This window comes from Clostridium sp. MT-14, from assembly GCF_042436595.1.
Lineage (GTDB): Bacteria > Bacillota > Clostridia > Clostridiales > Clostridiaceae > Clostridium_B > Clostridium_B aromativorans.
In genome coordinates, this window is record NZ_JBHMIY010000020.1 from 57946 (window position 1) to 75072 (window position 17127).

Genomic DNA, 17127 nt, shown 5'->3' on the forward strand with positions numbered 1-17127 from the left:
GTTCTTTTTCATTACAAATGCCACAGCTTTAGAAGGACCTGTCCAAAAATACAGGTCCCATGCTAAAGTTTAAATGTCAGAGTTCAAACATCAAACAATGCATTTAGTATCCTAAAGCCTCATTTACTATTATTACTTTTATTCTTCCCTTATGATTCTGTCTTTTTATCAGTGTGTATTCATTACATATCCTTCCGCTGCTGCTGCAATCTACACAATATCCCAATTTAGCACAGGGATTGCCTGCATTTAGTCTCTTCACATTTGCAGGAGCCGAGCAGTACTTAACCCTGTCTATGGCTTCATCTAAATTCAACACAATTTTATTTATTCCCACAATAACTATTACCTTGTCGGGACCATACAGCATGGCAGCTACCCTATTCCCATTTCCATCCACATTATAGAGCTCTCCATCTTCAGTCAGTGCATTTGTACTCACTATATAGTCATCTGCAGAAAAACTCTTTCTAAAAACATCTTTAATATCTTCAGGTTTTAAATTTTCAGCATACCTATCTAAAAATTTATAATTTCCATTTCTCAAAAAATCAATTACACCTGCCTCAAACAGAGACATTGATCCTCCCACAGAAACCGTATCGCCATCTTTTAAGATTTCACCTAGCTTATCTATAACTTCCTTTTTGCTGTTTACAAAATAAGCTTCCATGTTATTTTTTTCTAAATTTTCCATAGTCCTTTTGAGCCTCTGATCAGTTACCCATTTTAAATTTTCGTCCACAATACTACCCCCTAATAGAATTTTGCTCTTAAATTCTCACATTATAAGATACATTATACCACAAAGTCCCTATTAACCACCTTGTTTCTTGCTTAAAATTTATTATAAAAACATTGTAAATACATTTTCATTATAGTAAAATCATAGGGAGATCGGTCTGTTAAATTTTCATAATATAAAAATGAGGAGAGACACAATGAAAAAAGGAGATAAAATAGCTGCAATCTGTATATTGATTTTAATAATATCAAGCTTCATTGGAGTTTTTTCATATAGATTATACGTCAAAGGTTCTCATAAAATTGCAGTTATAAAACAAGAGGGTAAAATTATAAATACCATAGATTTAAATAAGGTAAAAGGTAGAAAACAATTTAAAATAAAGTACAAGACTTCTCACTTTAATTTAGTAGAAGTTGAAAATGGGAAAATACGAATAGAAGATGCAGATTGCCCAGACAAAATCTGCATAAAAACCGGTTGGATATCAAAGCCAGGAGAAAGTATTATATGTCTACCTCATAAACTCATAATCAATATAGAGGGTAAAAACTCAAAATACGATGGGCTTTCAAATTAAGTATATATTAGAAGCAAAGGTGCAAATATGAGTAAAATAAAAAAAATGGTTTTTTTAAGTTTTTTAGTTGGCATAGCCTTAGTTATATATGTAATAGAATCTCAAATTCCAGTTTTATTCCCAGGAATAAAACTGGGGCTTGCAAATATGATTTCTCTGACTGCGTTAATACTTCTTGGCTGGAAAGAGGCTCTCACAGTGATGCTTTTGAGAACACTTCTAGGTTCAATATTTGGGGGGACGATGTCGGCCTTCATGTTTAGTATAGCAGGTGGAATTTTAAGTAATGTGGTCATGATTATACTATATAAGTATTTTAAAAAATTTCTCAGCTTATCTACTATAAGCATATGTGGAGCAATATTTCACAATATTGGTCAATTATTGGTAGCTTCTATTATAATTGAGGATTTCAGAATATATATCTATCTTCCTGTACTTTTAATTTCCGCTATAGTTACGGGATACTTCATAGGATGGTGTACCAAATTCCTAACTGAAAATTTATATAAACTTCCCATGTTTAAAGGTTTAAAATATTGAAAATCTTTCTTCACTGTTTAAAAAGAGGTTGTATTAAAATAATTTAAAACAACCTCTTTTACAATTTAGTTTTTTCTATAAACGATTATACATTTGCTGCAGCTTCCTTCTTGCTCTGTTCTTGCAAGTCTGCTCCACTTACAATAGCTCTGATGGCTCCCGTAGGACACTTAGCCAAACAAGTAGCTTCACTGCATTTATCTACGCAAACATGATGATCTATTACCGAAGCCAAATTATTCTCCACCTTAAGATTATCATAAGGGCAATTTCTTACACACAGTCCGCAGCCAAGGCATCCTACACTACAGCCTTTACGTACAACTCCACCCTTATCCTTGGAATTGCAATTGACCATAACCTTTGATCCTATAAGTCTGAATCCAATTACCTGCTTAGGACATGCTTTGACACAGGTTCCACAGCCTGTACATTTATCCACATCAATTATTGGCAAACCCTTGGATCCCATGGACATAGCACCAAAAGGACAGCTTTTTACGCAGGTTCCAAAACCCAGACATCCATACTGACAGGCTTTAGGGCCTCCTTGAAGTAAATTTGCTGCAGTACAATCCTTTATTCCCTTGTATTCATATTTTCTAACTGCCTTCGTGCAGTCACCGCCGCATCTTATATGGGCAACTCTAGGCTCAATAGCTGGAGCCGATTTACCTGTTAGCTTTGCCACCTGTTCTGCCACTGCTGCCTTACCTGGAACACAGAGATTTGGAGGAACACTTTCATCTAATACAACTGCTTCTGCATAAGCCCTGCATCCTGCAAATCCGCATCCGCCACATTGTCCCTTGGGAAGTACATCTTCTACAAGCTCTACAAGTGGATTTACTTCCATTGCAAATCTCTTGTTCACATAAGCCAGAATAAGACCAAATACACAACCTATAACAGTCATTACAATAACAACCATAATTGCAGTATTTATCATATATCATAATCTCCTTTCTATAGAGAAATCATACCTGAAAAACCTAAGAATGACAGAGCTAACATTCCAGCCAATATAAAAGCTACTCCCAGTCCTTCCAGTGGTTTAGGTACATCTGCTAATCTCAATTTTTCTCTAAGGCTCGCCATTAAAACTATAGCCATAGCAAATCCTAATCCAGATCCTATAGAATTAACTACACTTTCCAGAAAATTAAAATTGGAATCAGCATTTACAATAGGTACAGCAAGTACTATACAGTTTGTAGCTATTAAAAGAAGATATATTCCCCACATATTGTATAGTGCAGGTGCCTGCTTTTTAATAATAGTTTCCAAAAGCTGCACAAAGCTTGCTATAAGAAGTACAAATACAACAGTTCTTAAAAATGTCAGATTAAAGGGTATAAGTACAAAATGATACACTACCCAGGCCAGCATTGAACTCAGAGTTATAACCGAGGTAACTGCCATACCCATACCTACTGAAGCATTCAGATTCTTAGAAACTCCAAAGAATATACAGAGACCAAGAAATCTTGTCAGAACATAATTGTTTATTACTACTGCACTTATAAACAAGGTAAGATAAGTACCCATTATGCTTCACCTCCATTTGCCTTTTCAAGCTTCGCCATTTTAACTTGCTCTACATGCTGATTATAGACTTTTACTACAGCAACCAGATATCCTATGAGTATAAATGCTCCTGGAGGAAGGATCATAATCATTATTGGATTATAGGATGCCCACATTACATGTAGGCCAAATATAGTTCCAGAACCAAACAGCTCACGTATTATTCCTATTACAAGAAGTGCCAGTGTAAATCCACATCCCATCCCAAGTCCATCAAGGAAAGATGGTACTACAGGATTTTTAGATGCAAATACCTCTGCACGGGCAAGTATTATGGCAAACACAACTACCAGTGCAAGATAAATGCCAAGCTGCTTATACAGTAATGGCGCTAAAGCCTGCAATACGAGTTCAACTACTGTAACTATAGTTGCTATACAAGTGATGTACACAGGTACACGAACTTTAGGGTTTACAACATTTTTAATTAGGGAAACTACAGTATTATTACAAGTTATAACAAACATCACACAAAATCCCATTGTAAGTCCATTTAAAGCCGTGCTTGTAGTTGCCAGTGCAGGGCACAAGCTAAGTGCAAGCACAAATATAGGATTTTCCGCTATCAATCCCTTTTTAAATACATCCCATAATTTCATATCTATTTACCTCCTGTAAATGTAGTAACCTGTTGAACTGCCTCTTTGACCCCTTTAGTAACAGCTCTTGAGGTAATTGTAGCTCCTGTCATAGCCTGGATATTTTTCTTGTTGGACTTATCTTTTGTAACTGTCAGATCAGCAGCTTTTTTATCCTTAAACTGTCCTCTGAAAGAATCCTCTGAAGCATTAGCTCCAAGTCCCGGTGTTTCATTGTGAGATACAATGCTGAAATCTACAACTTTTCCATCTGGTGTAACTGCCACCAGCATATTTATATCTCCACCATATCCCTTGCTTACAGCAGGTACTACATAAGCAATTGTCTTACTGCCCTTTACAGCAGCATACCAATCTTTTTTACCATTTACGTTTTTAAAATTATCTGCATTCGCAACCAATTCTTTCATGGTATCATTTTTTATTTGAACCTGTTTTTGCGCTGCTACTGGTGCAGTTATATAATAAACACCAGCCAATATAATTCCGGATATAAAACATGTAATGGTCAAATTCTTAGTAATCGCAAAAATACTATTTTTATCTTTATCATTAGCCATAAAAGTCTACCTCCTTGCACCAAATTTAACAGGCTGTGTAAATTTATCTATTAAAGGAGTAACTGCATTCATAAGCAATATGGAGTAACATACTCCTTCAGGATATCCACCTTTTAACCTGATAAGAGAAGTAAGAGCCCCTGCACCCAGTGCAAAGATGATCTGACCTTTGTTTGTCATAGGCACAGTTACCATATCTGTTGCCATAAAAAAGGCTCCTATCACAAGTCCACCTGCCATCATGTGGAAAACAGGATCTCCCGTAAAAAATCCAGCACTTCCACCAAAAGCCCATGTAAGTATTCCCACAGTACCTATCATCACTACGGGAATCTTCCAGTTTATATATTTCTTATATATGAGAAAAAGCCCTCCCAAAACCAGCAGCACAGTGGAAGTTTCACCTATACTACCATTACGTGTTCCCAGGAAAAGCGCTTTATAAAGTGCTCCTGTACCACCAAAAGTTTCAACTAATTTTGAGTATCCTTCTAATTTTAAAATTCCAAGAGGAGTGGCACTAGTAACTACATCTACACCACTGGCAGTCAATTTTGACCAACTAGTCATAGCTACAGGCCAAGAAGCCATAAGTACTGCTCTTCCAATATGGGCAGGGTTAAATATGTTGTATCCGAGACCTCCCATAGAATGTTTAGCTATTGCTATTGCCACAAAAGATCCGAAAGCTACCATATATGGTGGAATATCTGGAGGCAAACACATAGCAAGCAAAAATCCTGTTAAAAAGGCACTTCCGTCCGAAATAGTAACAGGTTTTTTCCTGATCTTCTGCACAATATATTCTGTAAGTACAGCAGAAATTATTCCTGTCAGAATCACTTCAAAAGCCGGCAGCCCAAAATGGATTATACCAAAAATTCCAGCTGGCGCTAGAGCCAAATTAACACTCCACATTATTTTAGAAATGGATTCATCACAGCGAATATGCGGCGATGCTGAAACTGTAAAAACATCTTTTTTTATTTGCGTTTCCGCCATCTTTTAATCACTCCCTTATTATTTTTCAACTTTCTCTTTTTCCTTTTCTTTTTCCTTAGCCGCCGCTTTAGCTTTTTCTCTAGCTGCTGCAGCTGCATTTTTAGATTTCATGTATTTAATATACTGTACAATATTTCGTTTAGCAGGGCATGTGTATACACAGCTTCCGCATTCCACGCAATCCAAAAGATTATAGTCTTCCTTGGCTTCTTCATATAAATTATTTTGTCCAAGTATACTCAGCATGCTGGGATTCAATCCCATAGGGCAAGCTTTTATACATCGGCCGCATCTTATACAGGCTGATTCCGTTCCTGTATTGACATCACTTTTAGCCAGTGCAAGTATTCCTGAAACTCCCTTTATCACTGGTATATCAAGATTTGATTCGGCCATTCCCATCATAGGTCCACCAGAAAGTATTTTAACAGGAGTATCTTTAAAGCCCCCGCAGAAATCAATAACATCTTTAAAAGTAGTTCCCACTCTCACCAATAAATTCTTGGGCTCCTTTACGGCTCCTCCACTTACAGTTGTAACTCTCTGAATAAGCGGAATACCTCTCTCTACAGCATCACTAACCGCAATGCACGTACCTACATTTTGAACAACTGCTCCAACATCCATAGGCAGTCCTCCTGAAGGCACTTCTCTGCCTGTCAAAACATTTATAAGCATTTTTTCAGCACCCTGAGGGTATTTAGTAGGAAGCCCAACAACTTGTACATTTGTACCTTCAAAAGCTTTTGTCATAATTTCAATAGCTTTCTTTTTATTATCCTCTATACCTACAAATCCTCTTTCCACATTTAAGACTTTCATGATAATTTTAATGCCTGATACTATTCTATCAGTGTATTCAAGCATGGATCTGTAATCAGAAGTTAAATAAGGTTCACATTCAGCTCCATTCAAAATAAAAACATCTATCTTTTTATTTGGCGGCGGTGAAAGCTTGACATGGGCAGGGAAAGTTGCTCCTCCCATTCCTACAATACCTGCTTCTCTTATTATACCTATTATTTCCTTTCCAGTTAAGTCATTCCAGTTACGTTCAACAGGTATCCCTTCCGCCCATTCATCGTTTCCATCATTTTGAATAACTATGGATAAACATTTTCCAAAATTAGGATGTGGATATTCAGCTACATCTACAACTTTTCCAGAAACAGATGAATGCACATTGGCTGAGACAAAAGCATCACTCTTTGCAATAAGCTGTCCTTTTTTTACCTCATCTCCTTTTTTTACTATAGGAGATGTAGGAGCACCAATATGCTGTCTTACAGGTATATAGACTTTATCTGGTACAGGTGCTTTTTCTATAGGCTTGTCAGCTGTATACCTTTTACTATCATCAGGGTGCACTCCACCTCGAAAACTTTTTAACACTCTTTAACACCTCTTTCAATATTTTTAGCATGAAAATATTATTTATAAATTAAAAATTGCCTTATCCCGGCGCCTCCATCCAAATATCAAAGTTCAGAGTTCAAATATCAATTCGGCGGATTTCAGGACTTATCTGAAAATCTTCATTAATTGATATTTATCTGTTGCATTTTGAACTTTAGAATAAATATGTCAGCGTGTGGATAAATATAAAAATAGCTTATATAGCAAATTACAGATTTGATATTCCACAATTTGCTATACAGCTTTATGCTCTAGTATTTCTATCAGAAAATTAGGTGTAATTTAAAATAAAACACGTTTAATAATAGGCTTCATAGTATCATTTTTACTTGTGGACTTATCAAATATTTTTATATACAACAATGAAACAACAAAAAGTATTGCTCCACCTCCTATTTGAAGTGCTCTTTCAGAATACCCAATGTTATTCGCAATCCATGTTCCCAATAATGCACCTACAAAAATTGCAATAAGAGGTAAAATATATACAATAAAAGCGGCTTTCAACATATTTTTCTCTTTTACTTCAAAAATAACATGCTGTCCCACTTTGGCATCAACAGGATTTTTTGCATCTACTATAGTGGCATTCTCACCTGCACACAATCCACAGCTTTTGCAGTCCCCGTGTTTACTTGCTCTTATCTTGGCGAAATCTTGTCCTACTTCAATTACAACGCCTTCTGACATCTTTTTCATATCTGACATCTCCTTGCTCACTTGTTATCGTTTTTACGATCTATGCCTCCTCTTATTCCATCTATAACATTATACCATAAAAATCATAACTTTTACTCTGTATTATTAATTTTTTTATAACTGTACTATTTTTGAGCAAAATATATTATTTGAAATATATGCTATTTTTAAATATACAGGAAATTAAAGTCTTTTTTGATTAAAGATAGAAAAATCTAAAATGTTCATTGATTTATTCAACCTTAACTTAGTGCCCATACAATATGGTATTTCTTTAAAAAATAAATTATAATATTTACTTAGAAGGGAAAGGTAAATTACATGAAGAAATCTGAAAAAAATTTTTTTAAAAACCTATGCCAATATTGTATAAGTAAATACACAATTTTAAACAGCGGACCTTTAATATCCTCACTAATCTATCAACTATGCAAGTATGTGGATATGGATGTCCCTGCAATACAAGGCATATTGCGTGTACATATAAATGAAAATTACAGCAGAAGCTTTGCCCACTGTTTTAATATATACAACGGTATCATTATAGATGCATCCATCTATCAATATGCCCTTACAAACAAGGTCATAAGCCACTTATTTCCCATTTATATATTCAGCACCGTTCCTGAACATATAGATTATATAATGCAGAGGAGACTGAATGCAAACTCCCAAATTAAATTCAGCAGAGAATTCTTAAAAAATACACTTGAAAATATACAGAACAATAATTTCAAGTCCGTAAAAAGATTTGACTTAATAGAAGATTCCAAAAAAGAAAATTTATTCTACTGTCATTAATTATTCCTTTAAATATCAAATTGATGAGGATTTTCGGTTCAGCCGAAAATCCTCATCAATTGTGAACTGTACATTGTAAATTGTTCTAAAAGGTCCAATTAAGAAGCCTTCTTACTTTTACGGTATTAGAAGCTCTTAGGAAATTTTTGTATACTCTTTTACCATCTTCGTATATACAGATCATACCTATTTTATCACCTTTATTGACTGTGTAATTTATTTTTTTAGGCTTTACAATCTTACTGGTATATTTACATCCTTTCTTCACAGGAACTACAATATCATCTTCATATTCAAGCCTTAAATTCTTTCTATTTACCTTTAATTCTAATGCTCTATCTCCCTTTGAATATAATTTTTGGAAGTCATAATTTTTATCTATATATTCATATATCTTACCGGTTTCTTTCCACCTTTTAGGGCAATTTAAAACCACTATTATCACATCATTGCCCTGCACAGGTGCAGAAGTTATCAAGCATTTTCCTGCTTTTCCCGTATACCCCGTTTTAACTCCATTTGCATTCGGTATCTCCCAAAGGATCTTATTTATATTGTGATAACTTCTAGTAAATCCTTTTTCTTTTCCATCTACATCTCTTGAACTTACAATTTCATTGAATGTTGGATTTTTCTTGGCTACAGATGTAGCTACAGCCAGATCATATGCGGTGGAGTAGTGTTCCTCCCTGTCAAGGCCATGAGGAGTTTCAAAATGACTATTTATTATACCTATTTCATCGGCATATTCGTTCATAAGTTTTGCAAAGCCCTCTATGCTTCCCCCTATTGCCTCTGCTATTGCCACAGCTGCGTCATTTCCCGAACGGAGCATAAGACCATATAAAAGTTCTCTCAAAGTTATTTTTTCATCAGCCTTATATCCCACTGTAGAGCCTTTTATCCCAGCCGCCTTAGAAGAAATTTTTATTTTTTTATCCAATTTTCCATACTTCAATGCCACCAGTGTAGTCATGACTTTAGTTGTGCTTGCCATAGGGACTAACTCACAGGCATTTTTTTCATATATAACAATTTTTGAATTGCTGTCTATGGCTACAGCACACCTGGCATCTACATTGATCTTTTCAGAAGATCTCTCCTTATCTTCTGACATTACTTTATTTGGAAACATATTAGCAATAATAAAAATCACTATAAAATACAATAAAATTTTTTTTATCTTCATAATAGTACAAATTGCTCCTTCCTATAATGAATATATTATTGTGAATATTTTTTCCCTAAATAAATATATTACTATTAAAACTTGTTCCAGATTAGTATATAATTTACTATTGCGGTAAATACTATTAAGCAATAGATCATATTGAATCCGGAGGAGAAATATATGAGTATACTACCTGTTCTATTTATTCTAATATTCCCCATTGTGTTATTTCTTCCAATACCCTTAAAGATAAAAATAAAATACATTAACAGACAACTTCTCTTTCAAATATATAATTTGAATATAACAAATAAAATTGTACTAGGTAGATCTTCTCCCAAAAATACTGCAGAAAAAAATAGATTTGTTTCCCTTATAAATGCAATTAAATCATCGGAACTTAAAAACGTAAAGGCTAGATTTTCAGTTAAAGTAGATGTAAAACTTTGCTATGGTTTAGGCGATGCTGCCTATACAGCGCTTGTATACGGGGCCATATGCTCATTAAAAATATTTCTCTTCAACAGGTTAAACGGATTTTTTCATATAAAAAAATATCATGATAACATAAAGCCTGATTTCAACAGTTCACGTTTCGAACTAGAAATAACAAGTATAATTTATATAAGTTTAGTTAAAATTATCTATGTATATATAAAGTTATCTAGATATAAAAGGCAGTCTAAAAAATCAAATAATTCAATAGACAGCAATTTTGCATAATAACAATTTAAGATTTATAAGGAGGAGTTTTTATGGATAATCATCCTATAGAAAATTTATTAAAGAGTACTATGGAAAATCTAAAGGAAATGATAGATGTCAATACCATAGTAGGGGATGCAGTGGAATCAAAAGACGGTTCTCTGATAATACCCATTTCAAAAGTGTCCTTTGGGTTTGCATCCGGTGGAAGTGAATTTGATCTGCAGCACGATGAAGTACCTAGACCCGACTACCCTTTTGGTGGAGGCTCAGGTGCTGGAGTTACGGTAAAACCAGTAGCTTTTTTAGTTACAAAAGGTGACTCTGTAAGGCTGCTGTCCTTAAATCAAAATAACACCTGTGAAAAAGTAATAGATTCTATTCCTCAAATAATGGATCTGCTTCGGGGAATGGTATGTTCCAAGAACAGAAAAAACAAAGATACCTCTTATCACAAGACAGATGATGAAAATAAAGAAAAAAATCACGGTGAAGACAGTTCCTCCTACGACAGTTAACCATTAATAATTAATAGTTAAGAGTTATAAATCAAAAAAAACAGCTGAGTTTTTAACTCTTAACTTTTGTTCTTCATACAATTATAGAATCTAAATTAGGCATATTATCCAAATTTTCAAATCCAAAATATTTTAAAAATTCTTCCGTAGTACCATACAATATAGGTCTTCCCGGCACATTCAACCTTCCATTTTCCTTTATAAGTCTTCTTTCAATTAAAGTGGATATGGCTCTATCACTTTTTACCCCCCTTATCTCGTCTATATCTATTCTCGTTATAGGCTGTTTGTAAGCGACAATGGCCAAAGTCTCTAGTGACGCTTGAGATAAAGCTTGTCTTGAATTATTCTTCAACAGTTTTTCAACATAACTGCTGTTTTCAGCCTTTGTAACCAGCCTATATCTGTTATTATCTCTTAGAATCTCTATACCTCTACAATCTTTTTTATATACACTACTCATCTCATCAATCAAATTTTTCGTAAATTCTACATTACATTTTATTATGGATGCAATTTGTTCAATACCAAGAGATTCACCAGAAACAAACAATAAAGACTCTATTATAGAAAAATACTTATTCTCTGATAGTTTTCCTTTCTCTGTGGCCTCACAGCTACTTTTATCATCACTGCTTTTCATTCTCATTTATCCTTTCTATGTAAATTTCACTAAAATTTTCACTTTGCACTACAAATATGACTTTAAGTTTTATAAGCTCCAAAAGTGCAAGAAATGTAATTATCTTTTCTATTTTAAAAGAACAGTTTTTTATAATAGTTGAAAATTTAACTTCTTTTCTCTTATATATAATATTTTTTATATAAATTATTTTATCTTCCAATTTAAACTTATCTCTAGATATCTTTTTATTGAGCACAACTTCACTGTTAAATTTGCTTTCATATTCTCTCATCAGCCTGGTATATCTCTCATATATATCCCACAGGGTAGCACCCTTTAAAATCTGGGATATACTCGCTTCTTTTGATTCAATTATCTCTGGCTTTTTACCATACATCTTTCCTACTCTATCACATCTTTCTTTTAAAAATTCAGCTGCCATCTTGAATTTTTTATATTGAAGCAATTTATCCACTAACTCTTTTCTAGGATCCTCCTCTTTATCTTCATTTTCTTTCTCCAAGTCTGACTCTGGAAGTAAAATCTTTGATTTCATCTCTATAAGCGAAGCTGCAATTACTATAAACTCGGATGCTACATCTAAGTCCATTTCCCTCATGGTATTTATATATTTTAAGTACTGCTCTGTGATTTCATAAATTTTTATATCATATATACTCATTTTATTTTTTTTTATAAGATGAAGCAGTACATCAAAGGGTCCCTCAAAATTTCTTATTTTTATATTTAAAGACATCTACATATTCTCTCCTAAATTTTCAGTTAAATATTTTTGCCCATAGTCTATTCCAGAATTCAGTTCAATTTTCATTATGCTCCTCAAGATCCTTCCTATAGACTTTCCATCCTTTACTCCTTTAGAAGCTATATATTTTCCACTTAAAGAAGGCCTATAATCTCTTAAATTATAAATATAATTATATATCTTATAATTCAATTTTGAGTTCCAGCTTAATAATACAAGCTCATAATCATTCATCTTCCTCAATATTGTATATAACCTATAATTATCCATTGTACCCATAATCAAATCAGCTGCCTCATGAGAATCTTCATTGGAACATTCAATAGCACTTCTCAACTCTTTATTCAAAATTGAATTTTCAGCTAGTATTGATCTATATTTTCTATCCCTCATGGAATAAAATAATTTAAGGATCCTCATATCCACCCTGCTTGTACAACTATATCTTTTATCTTGGTTTTCCTCCTCAAGTTCAATTTTTAAGAGGCGTTCATCTACATCAAATATTTTTAAATCATTACACAGATAAATGTTTTCTTTCCAATTCTCCTCACAGCACAGAAGGTATATTTCCTTTACTATTCTATCATTACTTATAAGACTAAATACACCCTTTTCCACGCATTTTTTTATTTCATCTTTGTCTTTTAAACTAAATTTATATCTCACAGCATATTTTATAGCTCTAAATATTCTAGTTGGATCTTCATTATAGCTATTAGGATGTATTTTCCTCAAAACTCTATTTTTTAAATCCTGTATGCCCCCACAGACATCTATTATACATTTTTTTTCAATATCGTAGGCCAGGGCATTTACAGTAAAGTCCCTTCTATACAAATCCTCATATATACGGGATGGAGAAATTCTAGGTAATGCCCCATCTATAAAATAATATTCCTTTCTGCATCTTATAAGATCTATATTTACACCATTTTCAAAAACTAAAAAAGCTGTTTGAAATTCACTGTGATACTGACAACATTTTAATTTCTGCAGTTCATCTAAAATAACCTTTGGATCTTCCTCTAAGCATATATCAATATCTTTCACTTTATTTCCTAAAATAGCATCTCTAACAGCCCCTCCTACTATATATGACTTTATTCCCCTGCGTTTACATAAATCCATGATTTCATTTACAATTTTTATCTCATCACAAGTTAATGCCTCTAAAATTTCCATACTAATTTTCTCCCCTAATTTTTAAATAGCAATCAGAAAATCCAATGAATTTCAGAAAACAATACAGTAAAATATCAAATTTGTACTTTTCTCTTCCGGATAAATTGAATTTTCTGACCTTATTATACTATATATTTTCTGTACTAAAAACATATATATCATATTCCCTGAGGCAAAACATTTCTGATGTTATCCTTTAAGTTGCTAAATATTCCTGGTCTTTTTACATTTCTATCACTGCGTAAATCGACTTTACCCACCATTTCCCCATTTACATATACATCACAATATCCTACCTTCTCATCTTTTTTATATCTCTTTTTATTTTTATCTATGATACACTTATAGGTGATTTTACTATCTTTTCCCTTTTCCGTTATTGCGTTTAAATCTGAAGAGGCTTTGGCAATAAAAAATCTGCTCCCGCTTTTATTCAAGTTGATCTTCTCTACATTACTTCCCTTTTTAAAGACATTTTTACAGGAATATTTTGAAAATCCATAATTCATAAGCATGCTAGCATCTTTATTCCTCACCTTATAAGTAGGTGAACCCATGATTATTGCCAGCATCCTCACTCCATCTCTAAGGGAAGTAGCAGATATACAATATTTCGCCGAACTAGTAAAACCTGTTTTCAATCCATCACATCCATTAAAAAATCTAACCAGTTTATTATGATTTACCAGTTCTATGGGGCTTTTTCTTCCTTCAGATATGGTCTCCATATATGTTCCCGTATATTTCAATATAGCAGGATGTTTAAGCAGTTCTCTTGACATTATACCTATGTCATAGGCAGAGGTATAATGGCCTTCTGCACTTAATCCTGTACAATTTTTAAAAGATGTATCCTTCATTCCAAGTTGTTCTGCCCTCTTATTCATAAGGTTCACAAATGCATCCTCACTGCCGGCTAAATATTCCGCCATGGCAACTGCTGCATCATTCCCAGATGCTATACCTATCCCCTTTAGTAAATCCTCTACAGTTCTCACTTCTCCTGTGTCCAGAAGCATAGAGCTTCCACCCATTTTCTTTGCATTTTCACTTACGGTAACCTTATCTGACAGAGATATCTTGCCGGAATCTACAGCCTCCATACTCAGAAGCATAGTCATCACTTTTGTAACAGAAGCTGGTTCCAGTTTTTCATGAGAATTTTTTTCGAATATTATTTTTCCACTTGAGGGCTCTATAAGCAATGCAGATTTAGCATCTACATTCAAATCTGATTTTATAGCTTTGATCTCCGATCCATCGGATTTACTTAAGGGTTCAGCTTTAACAGGCATACTTTCTATACCTAATATAAAGATCAAATTTAACATCAAGCTTATTAAAGTCAATGCTTTCTGCTTTTTCTTCATTTAATATTTCTCCTCCCTTTAAAATGTATTTCCTTCCGAAGTTATTAATATTATCACACAAATACAATAAAAAAATACATGGGATAAAATAAAATTAAAATAAAGTGGAAAGCTAAATTGGATAAATTATAAAGATATGAAAGAGGGATTAATTACATTGTCACAAAAACATAATTCAGAATATCAAGAACAGCTATATCTTAAAATGCTTCTTCACTATGAAATGCAAAAAAGCAGGCTGGTTGCACTTGATAGTAGTATTTCAAAACTCTATCTTCTCAACCTTGATAGCCTGCTCCCTATAATCAAGCCTTTATATTCTTTTTAAAGATTCATTATGCTAAATAAATATTTTAATCTATGGTTTCGCCTATACCTGGGTTAATTTAAATACTCGACTGTAATCTTTAAGTTTGGTAAAGCACTTTTCAAAGAATCTATTTCATTATCACTTAATTGACCTTCTGATATACGAAGTTCTTTTAAATTAGTTAAATTTTTTAATGGGCTTATGTCTTTTATATTATTTTTACCTATATCAAGGGTTTGTAAATTAGTTAAATTTTTTAATGGACTTATATCGCTTATTGAATTCATGCTTAAATTGAGAATTTGTAAATTAGTCAAATTTTTTAATGGACTTATATCACTTATTGAATTTCTATATAAAATAAGAGTTTGTAAATTAGTCATATTTCCCAGCGAATTTATATTACTTATTTGATTATCTCCTAATGCAAGTTCCTGTAAATTAATTAGATTTTTTAATGGGCTTATATCACTTATTTGATTACTGGAAAACTCAACACGTCTTAGATTAGTTAAACTTTTGATAGCTCCTATATCGGTTATCTGATTACCACCTAATCCAAGCTTTTGTAAACTAGTTAAATTTTCAATTCCGCTAATATCTTTTATTTTACTATAATAAAAATTTACTTCCAACACCTTATCTACATCGCTTTTATATAAAGTACCAGTGGGCTTATTTGCAGTTAATCTTACTGCCTGTTCTAAATTTTTATCTTTAAAAGTTATCATTGTATTACCTTCACTTATGGCACTATTTATTTCATTAACTATAGAAGCCGGAATTACACCAGTTCCGCCAATTGCTTCTATCTCAGTATTTTCTGCAGCTTTAGTTTTGATATAATCTATAGCATTTACATTTGATCCTTCAGTATCAATTAGTATAAGCGGTGCTGAATACTTTCCAGCTGCAGCTGAAGCAATTAATGGATCTGAATAGCTATTTTCTGATGAATTTGCTACATAAATTTTGTCATTCTTTAGATCACTGTCAAATGCCTTTAATACATTTAAATTTGTAGCAAATCTGTCCGATCCACCGTTCACTCTCCTATCTGCATTTAGTGCATTATATATTGAATCACTTACTACAGTAGTGGTTCCTACTACTGTAACGTTTGAATTCTTTGCAAAATCGATTGTCTTCTGTATTGAATTCAGATCGTTATTTGTAAGCAATAATATATCCCCATCAGCAGCAGCTACTGGTGCTGCTGACAATGCATCTGAAAAATTAGTTCCTGCTACTGCTATTATGTTGTCCTTGCTTACTCCCAAATCCACCAATTTGTTTGCTATAGCCAGGTTTGTCTCATATCTTGTAGTTCCCCCAAGCCTGGTTACTTTATAATTTGATGCTTTTAATCCATCTTCAATAGACCGGGATATGGAACCTGTACCTCCAATAATATATACATTCTTTGGTTTTAGTTTTTCCAGTGCACCTTCAGCATTAGAATCAAGCATCTGCGAACCTGTAAGCAGTATTGGTGCATCCAGTTTCTTGGCCAATACAGATGCACTTACTGAATCTGCATAACCTTCTCCTGAGACCAATACAACGGTATCGCTGTTTGCAAAAGTTGCTGCAGCAACTTTTGCTGCTGTTTCATATCTTGTTGAGCCACCTATTTGCGTTACCGAACCTGCTGCTTTAACAAATCCAGTTGTAAATGCTGTAGTTAGCACTAATGACATGAGTGTAATACCTGCAAATGCATTTATTCTTTTTTTATACATGGACAATTCCTCCTTTAAAGACTCATTTTTTACAGAAGTCAAGTTAAAAATGTATATTTCAATAAATTTATAAGAATTTGTTCATAACCAAATTCACTTACAAAGGCAGAGCTTGTATTATTGTCAATGACGATATAACCAGAATCTTCGTTATTAGTTTGTGAACTACCACCACTTATAGAAGTGGATGGCTTCTTAGTCAA

General features: G+C 33.4%; 19 protein-coding genes. 5 read left to right on the plus strand and 14 right to left on the minus strand.

Annotated features, from left to right (window positions below; translation table 11 throughout):
- Nucleotides 1-103: 103 nt before the first annotated feature.
- The gene (locus ACFHWD_RS13635; protein WP_150357828.1) at nt 104-745 is read right to left on the minus strand and encodes a lactate utilization protein; all 642 of its coding nucleotides are present in this window, start codon (nt 743-745) and stop codon (nt 104-106) included.
- Nucleotides 746-941: 196 nt separating this feature from the next.
- Between ACFHWD_RS13635 and ACFHWD_RS13640 the strand changes: the two genes are divergently transcribed.
- Together ACFHWD_RS13640 and ACFHWD_RS13645 are read left to right on the plus strand one after the other, a co-directional pair.
- Nucleotides 942-1325 (plus strand): NusG domain II-containing protein, encoded by a 384-nt coding sequence (locus tag ACFHWD_RS13640; RefSeq protein WP_150357829.1) that lies wholly within the window; start codon nt 942-944, stop codon nt 1323-1325.
- Between the two features lie 27 nt (nt 1326-1352).
- A complete protein-coding gene (locus ACFHWD_RS13645) occupies nt 1353-1868 on the plus strand; it encodes a Gx transporter family protein (RefSeq protein WP_150357830.1) in 516 nt (171 codons plus the stop codon).
- 85 nt (nt 1869-1953) lie between these two features.
- Here the strand turns inward: ACFHWD_RS13645 and rnfB are convergent, their stop codons facing one another.
- From rnfB to ACFHWD_RS13680, 7 genes are all read right to left on the minus strand, one after another.
- Nucleotides 1954-2814 carry an RnfABCDGE type electron transport complex subunit B gene (rnfB, locus tag ACFHWD_RS13650; RefSeq protein WP_150357842.1) on the minus strand — a complete coding sequence of 287 codons (861 nt, stop codon included), beginning with the start codon at nt 2812-2814 and terminating at the stop codon, nt 1954-1956.
- A 20-nt stretch (nt 2815-2834) separates the two neighbouring features.
- Nucleotides 2835-3416: an electron transport complex protein RnfA gene (locus ACFHWD_RS13655; protein ID WP_150357831.1), complete on the minus strand. Its 582-nt coding sequence runs from the start codon at nt 3414-3416 to the stop codon at nt 2835-2837.
- Nucleotides 3416-4054: an electron transport complex subunit RsxE gene (gene rsxE, locus ACFHWD_RS13660; RefSeq protein WP_150357832.1), complete on the minus strand. Its 639-nt coding sequence runs from the start codon at nt 4052-4054 to the stop codon at nt 3416-3418. Before rsxE ends, ACFHWD_RS13655 begins: the two co-directional genes overlap by 1 nt.
- A 2-nt stretch (nt 4055-4056) precedes the next feature.
- Nucleotides 4057-4614 (minus strand): RnfABCDGE type electron transport complex subunit G, encoded by a 558-nt coding sequence (locus tag ACFHWD_RS13665; protein WP_150357833.1) that lies wholly within the window; start codon nt 4612-4614, stop codon nt 4057-4059.
- Between the two features lie 6 nt (nt 4615-4620).
- On the minus strand, nt 4621-5616 hold the full coding sequence (locus tag ACFHWD_RS13670) for an RnfABCDGE type electron transport complex subunit D (RefSeq protein ID WP_179977203.1): 996 nt from the start codon (nt 5614-5616) through the stop codon (nt 4621-4623).
- Nucleotides 5617-5634: 18 nt separating this feature from the next.
- Nucleotides 5635-7008: an electron transport complex subunit RsxC gene (gene rsxC, locus ACFHWD_RS13675; protein ID WP_150357835.1), complete on the minus strand. Its 1374-nt coding sequence runs from the start codon at nt 7006-7008 to the stop codon at nt 5635-5637.
- A 306-nt stretch (nt 7009-7314) separates the two neighbouring features.
- Entirely contained in the window at nt 7315-7731 is a 417-nt protein-coding gene (locus ACFHWD_RS13680) for a SoxR reducing system RseC family protein (protein ID WP_150357836.1), read from the minus strand.
- Nucleotides 7732-8052: 321 nt separating this feature from the next.
- Between ACFHWD_RS13680 and ACFHWD_RS13685 the strand changes: the two genes are divergently transcribed.
- A complete protein-coding gene (locus ACFHWD_RS13685; protein WP_179977202.1) occupies nt 8053-8532 on the plus strand; it encodes a hypothetical protein in 480 nt (159 codons plus the stop codon).
- An 85-nt stretch (nt 8533-8617) separates the two neighbouring features.
- Here ACFHWD_RS13685 and ACFHWD_RS13690 read toward each other — a convergent pair whose 3' ends face one another.
- Nucleotides 8618-9721 (minus strand): D-alanyl-D-alanine carboxypeptidase family protein, encoded by a 1104-nt coding sequence (locus ACFHWD_RS13690; RefSeq protein WP_179977201.1) that lies wholly within the window; start codon nt 9719-9721, stop codon nt 8618-8620.
- A gap of 162 nt (nt 9722-9883) precedes the next feature.
- Between ACFHWD_RS13690 and ACFHWD_RS13695 the strand changes: the two genes are divergently transcribed.
- Complete coding sequence (locus tag ACFHWD_RS13695) at nt 9884-10426, plus strand: DUF2953 domain-containing protein (protein WP_229981658.1); 543 nt, start codon at nt 9884-9886, stop codon at nt 10424-10426.
- A gap of 32 nt (nt 10427-10458) precedes the next feature.
- On the plus strand, nt 10459-10926 hold the full coding sequence (gene ytfJ / locus ACFHWD_RS13700) for a GerW family sporulation protein (RefSeq protein WP_150357840.1): 468 nt from the start codon (nt 10459-10461) through the stop codon (nt 10924-10926).
- 73 nt (nt 10927-10999) lie between these two features.
- On the opposite strand, the gene scpB is transcribed toward ytfJ, so the two are convergent.
- The 5 genes from scpB to ACFHWD_RS13725 all read right to left on the minus strand — a co-directional run bounded on the left by scpB (nt 11000) and on the right by ACFHWD_RS13725 (nt 16924).
- Nucleotides 11000-11569 carry an SMC-Scp complex subunit ScpB gene (gene scpB / locus ACFHWD_RS13705; RefSeq protein WP_229981657.1) on the minus strand — a complete coding sequence of 190 codons (570 nt, stop codon included), beginning with the start codon at nt 11567-11569 and terminating at the stop codon, nt 11000-11002.
- Nucleotides 11556-12308, minus strand: coding sequence for a segregation/condensation protein A (locus ACFHWD_RS13710; RefSeq protein WP_378062336.1), 753 nt, complete (start codon nt 12306-12308; stop codon nt 11556-11558). The genes scpB and ACFHWD_RS13710 overlap by 14 nt, the downstream gene beginning before the upstream one ends.
- Nucleotides 12309-13502 carry a CCA tRNA nucleotidyltransferase gene (locus tag ACFHWD_RS13715; RefSeq protein WP_378062338.1) on the minus strand — a complete coding sequence of 398 codons (1194 nt, stop codon included), beginning with the start codon at nt 13500-13502 and terminating at the stop codon, nt 12309-12311.
- Nucleotides 13503-13660: 158 nt separating this feature from the next.
- Complete coding sequence (locus ACFHWD_RS13720) at nt 13661-14872, minus strand: D-alanyl-D-alanine carboxypeptidase family protein (protein ID WP_150356499.1); 1212 nt, start codon at nt 14870-14872, stop codon at nt 13661-13663.
- Between the two features lie 381 nt (nt 14873-15253).
- The gene (locus tag ACFHWD_RS13725; RefSeq protein ID WP_150356500.1) at nt 15254-16924 is read right to left on the minus strand and encodes a cell wall-binding repeat-containing protein; all 1671 of its coding nucleotides are present in this window, start codon (nt 16922-16924) and stop codon (nt 15254-15256) included.
- Nucleotides 16925-17127 lie beyond the last annotated feature (203 nt).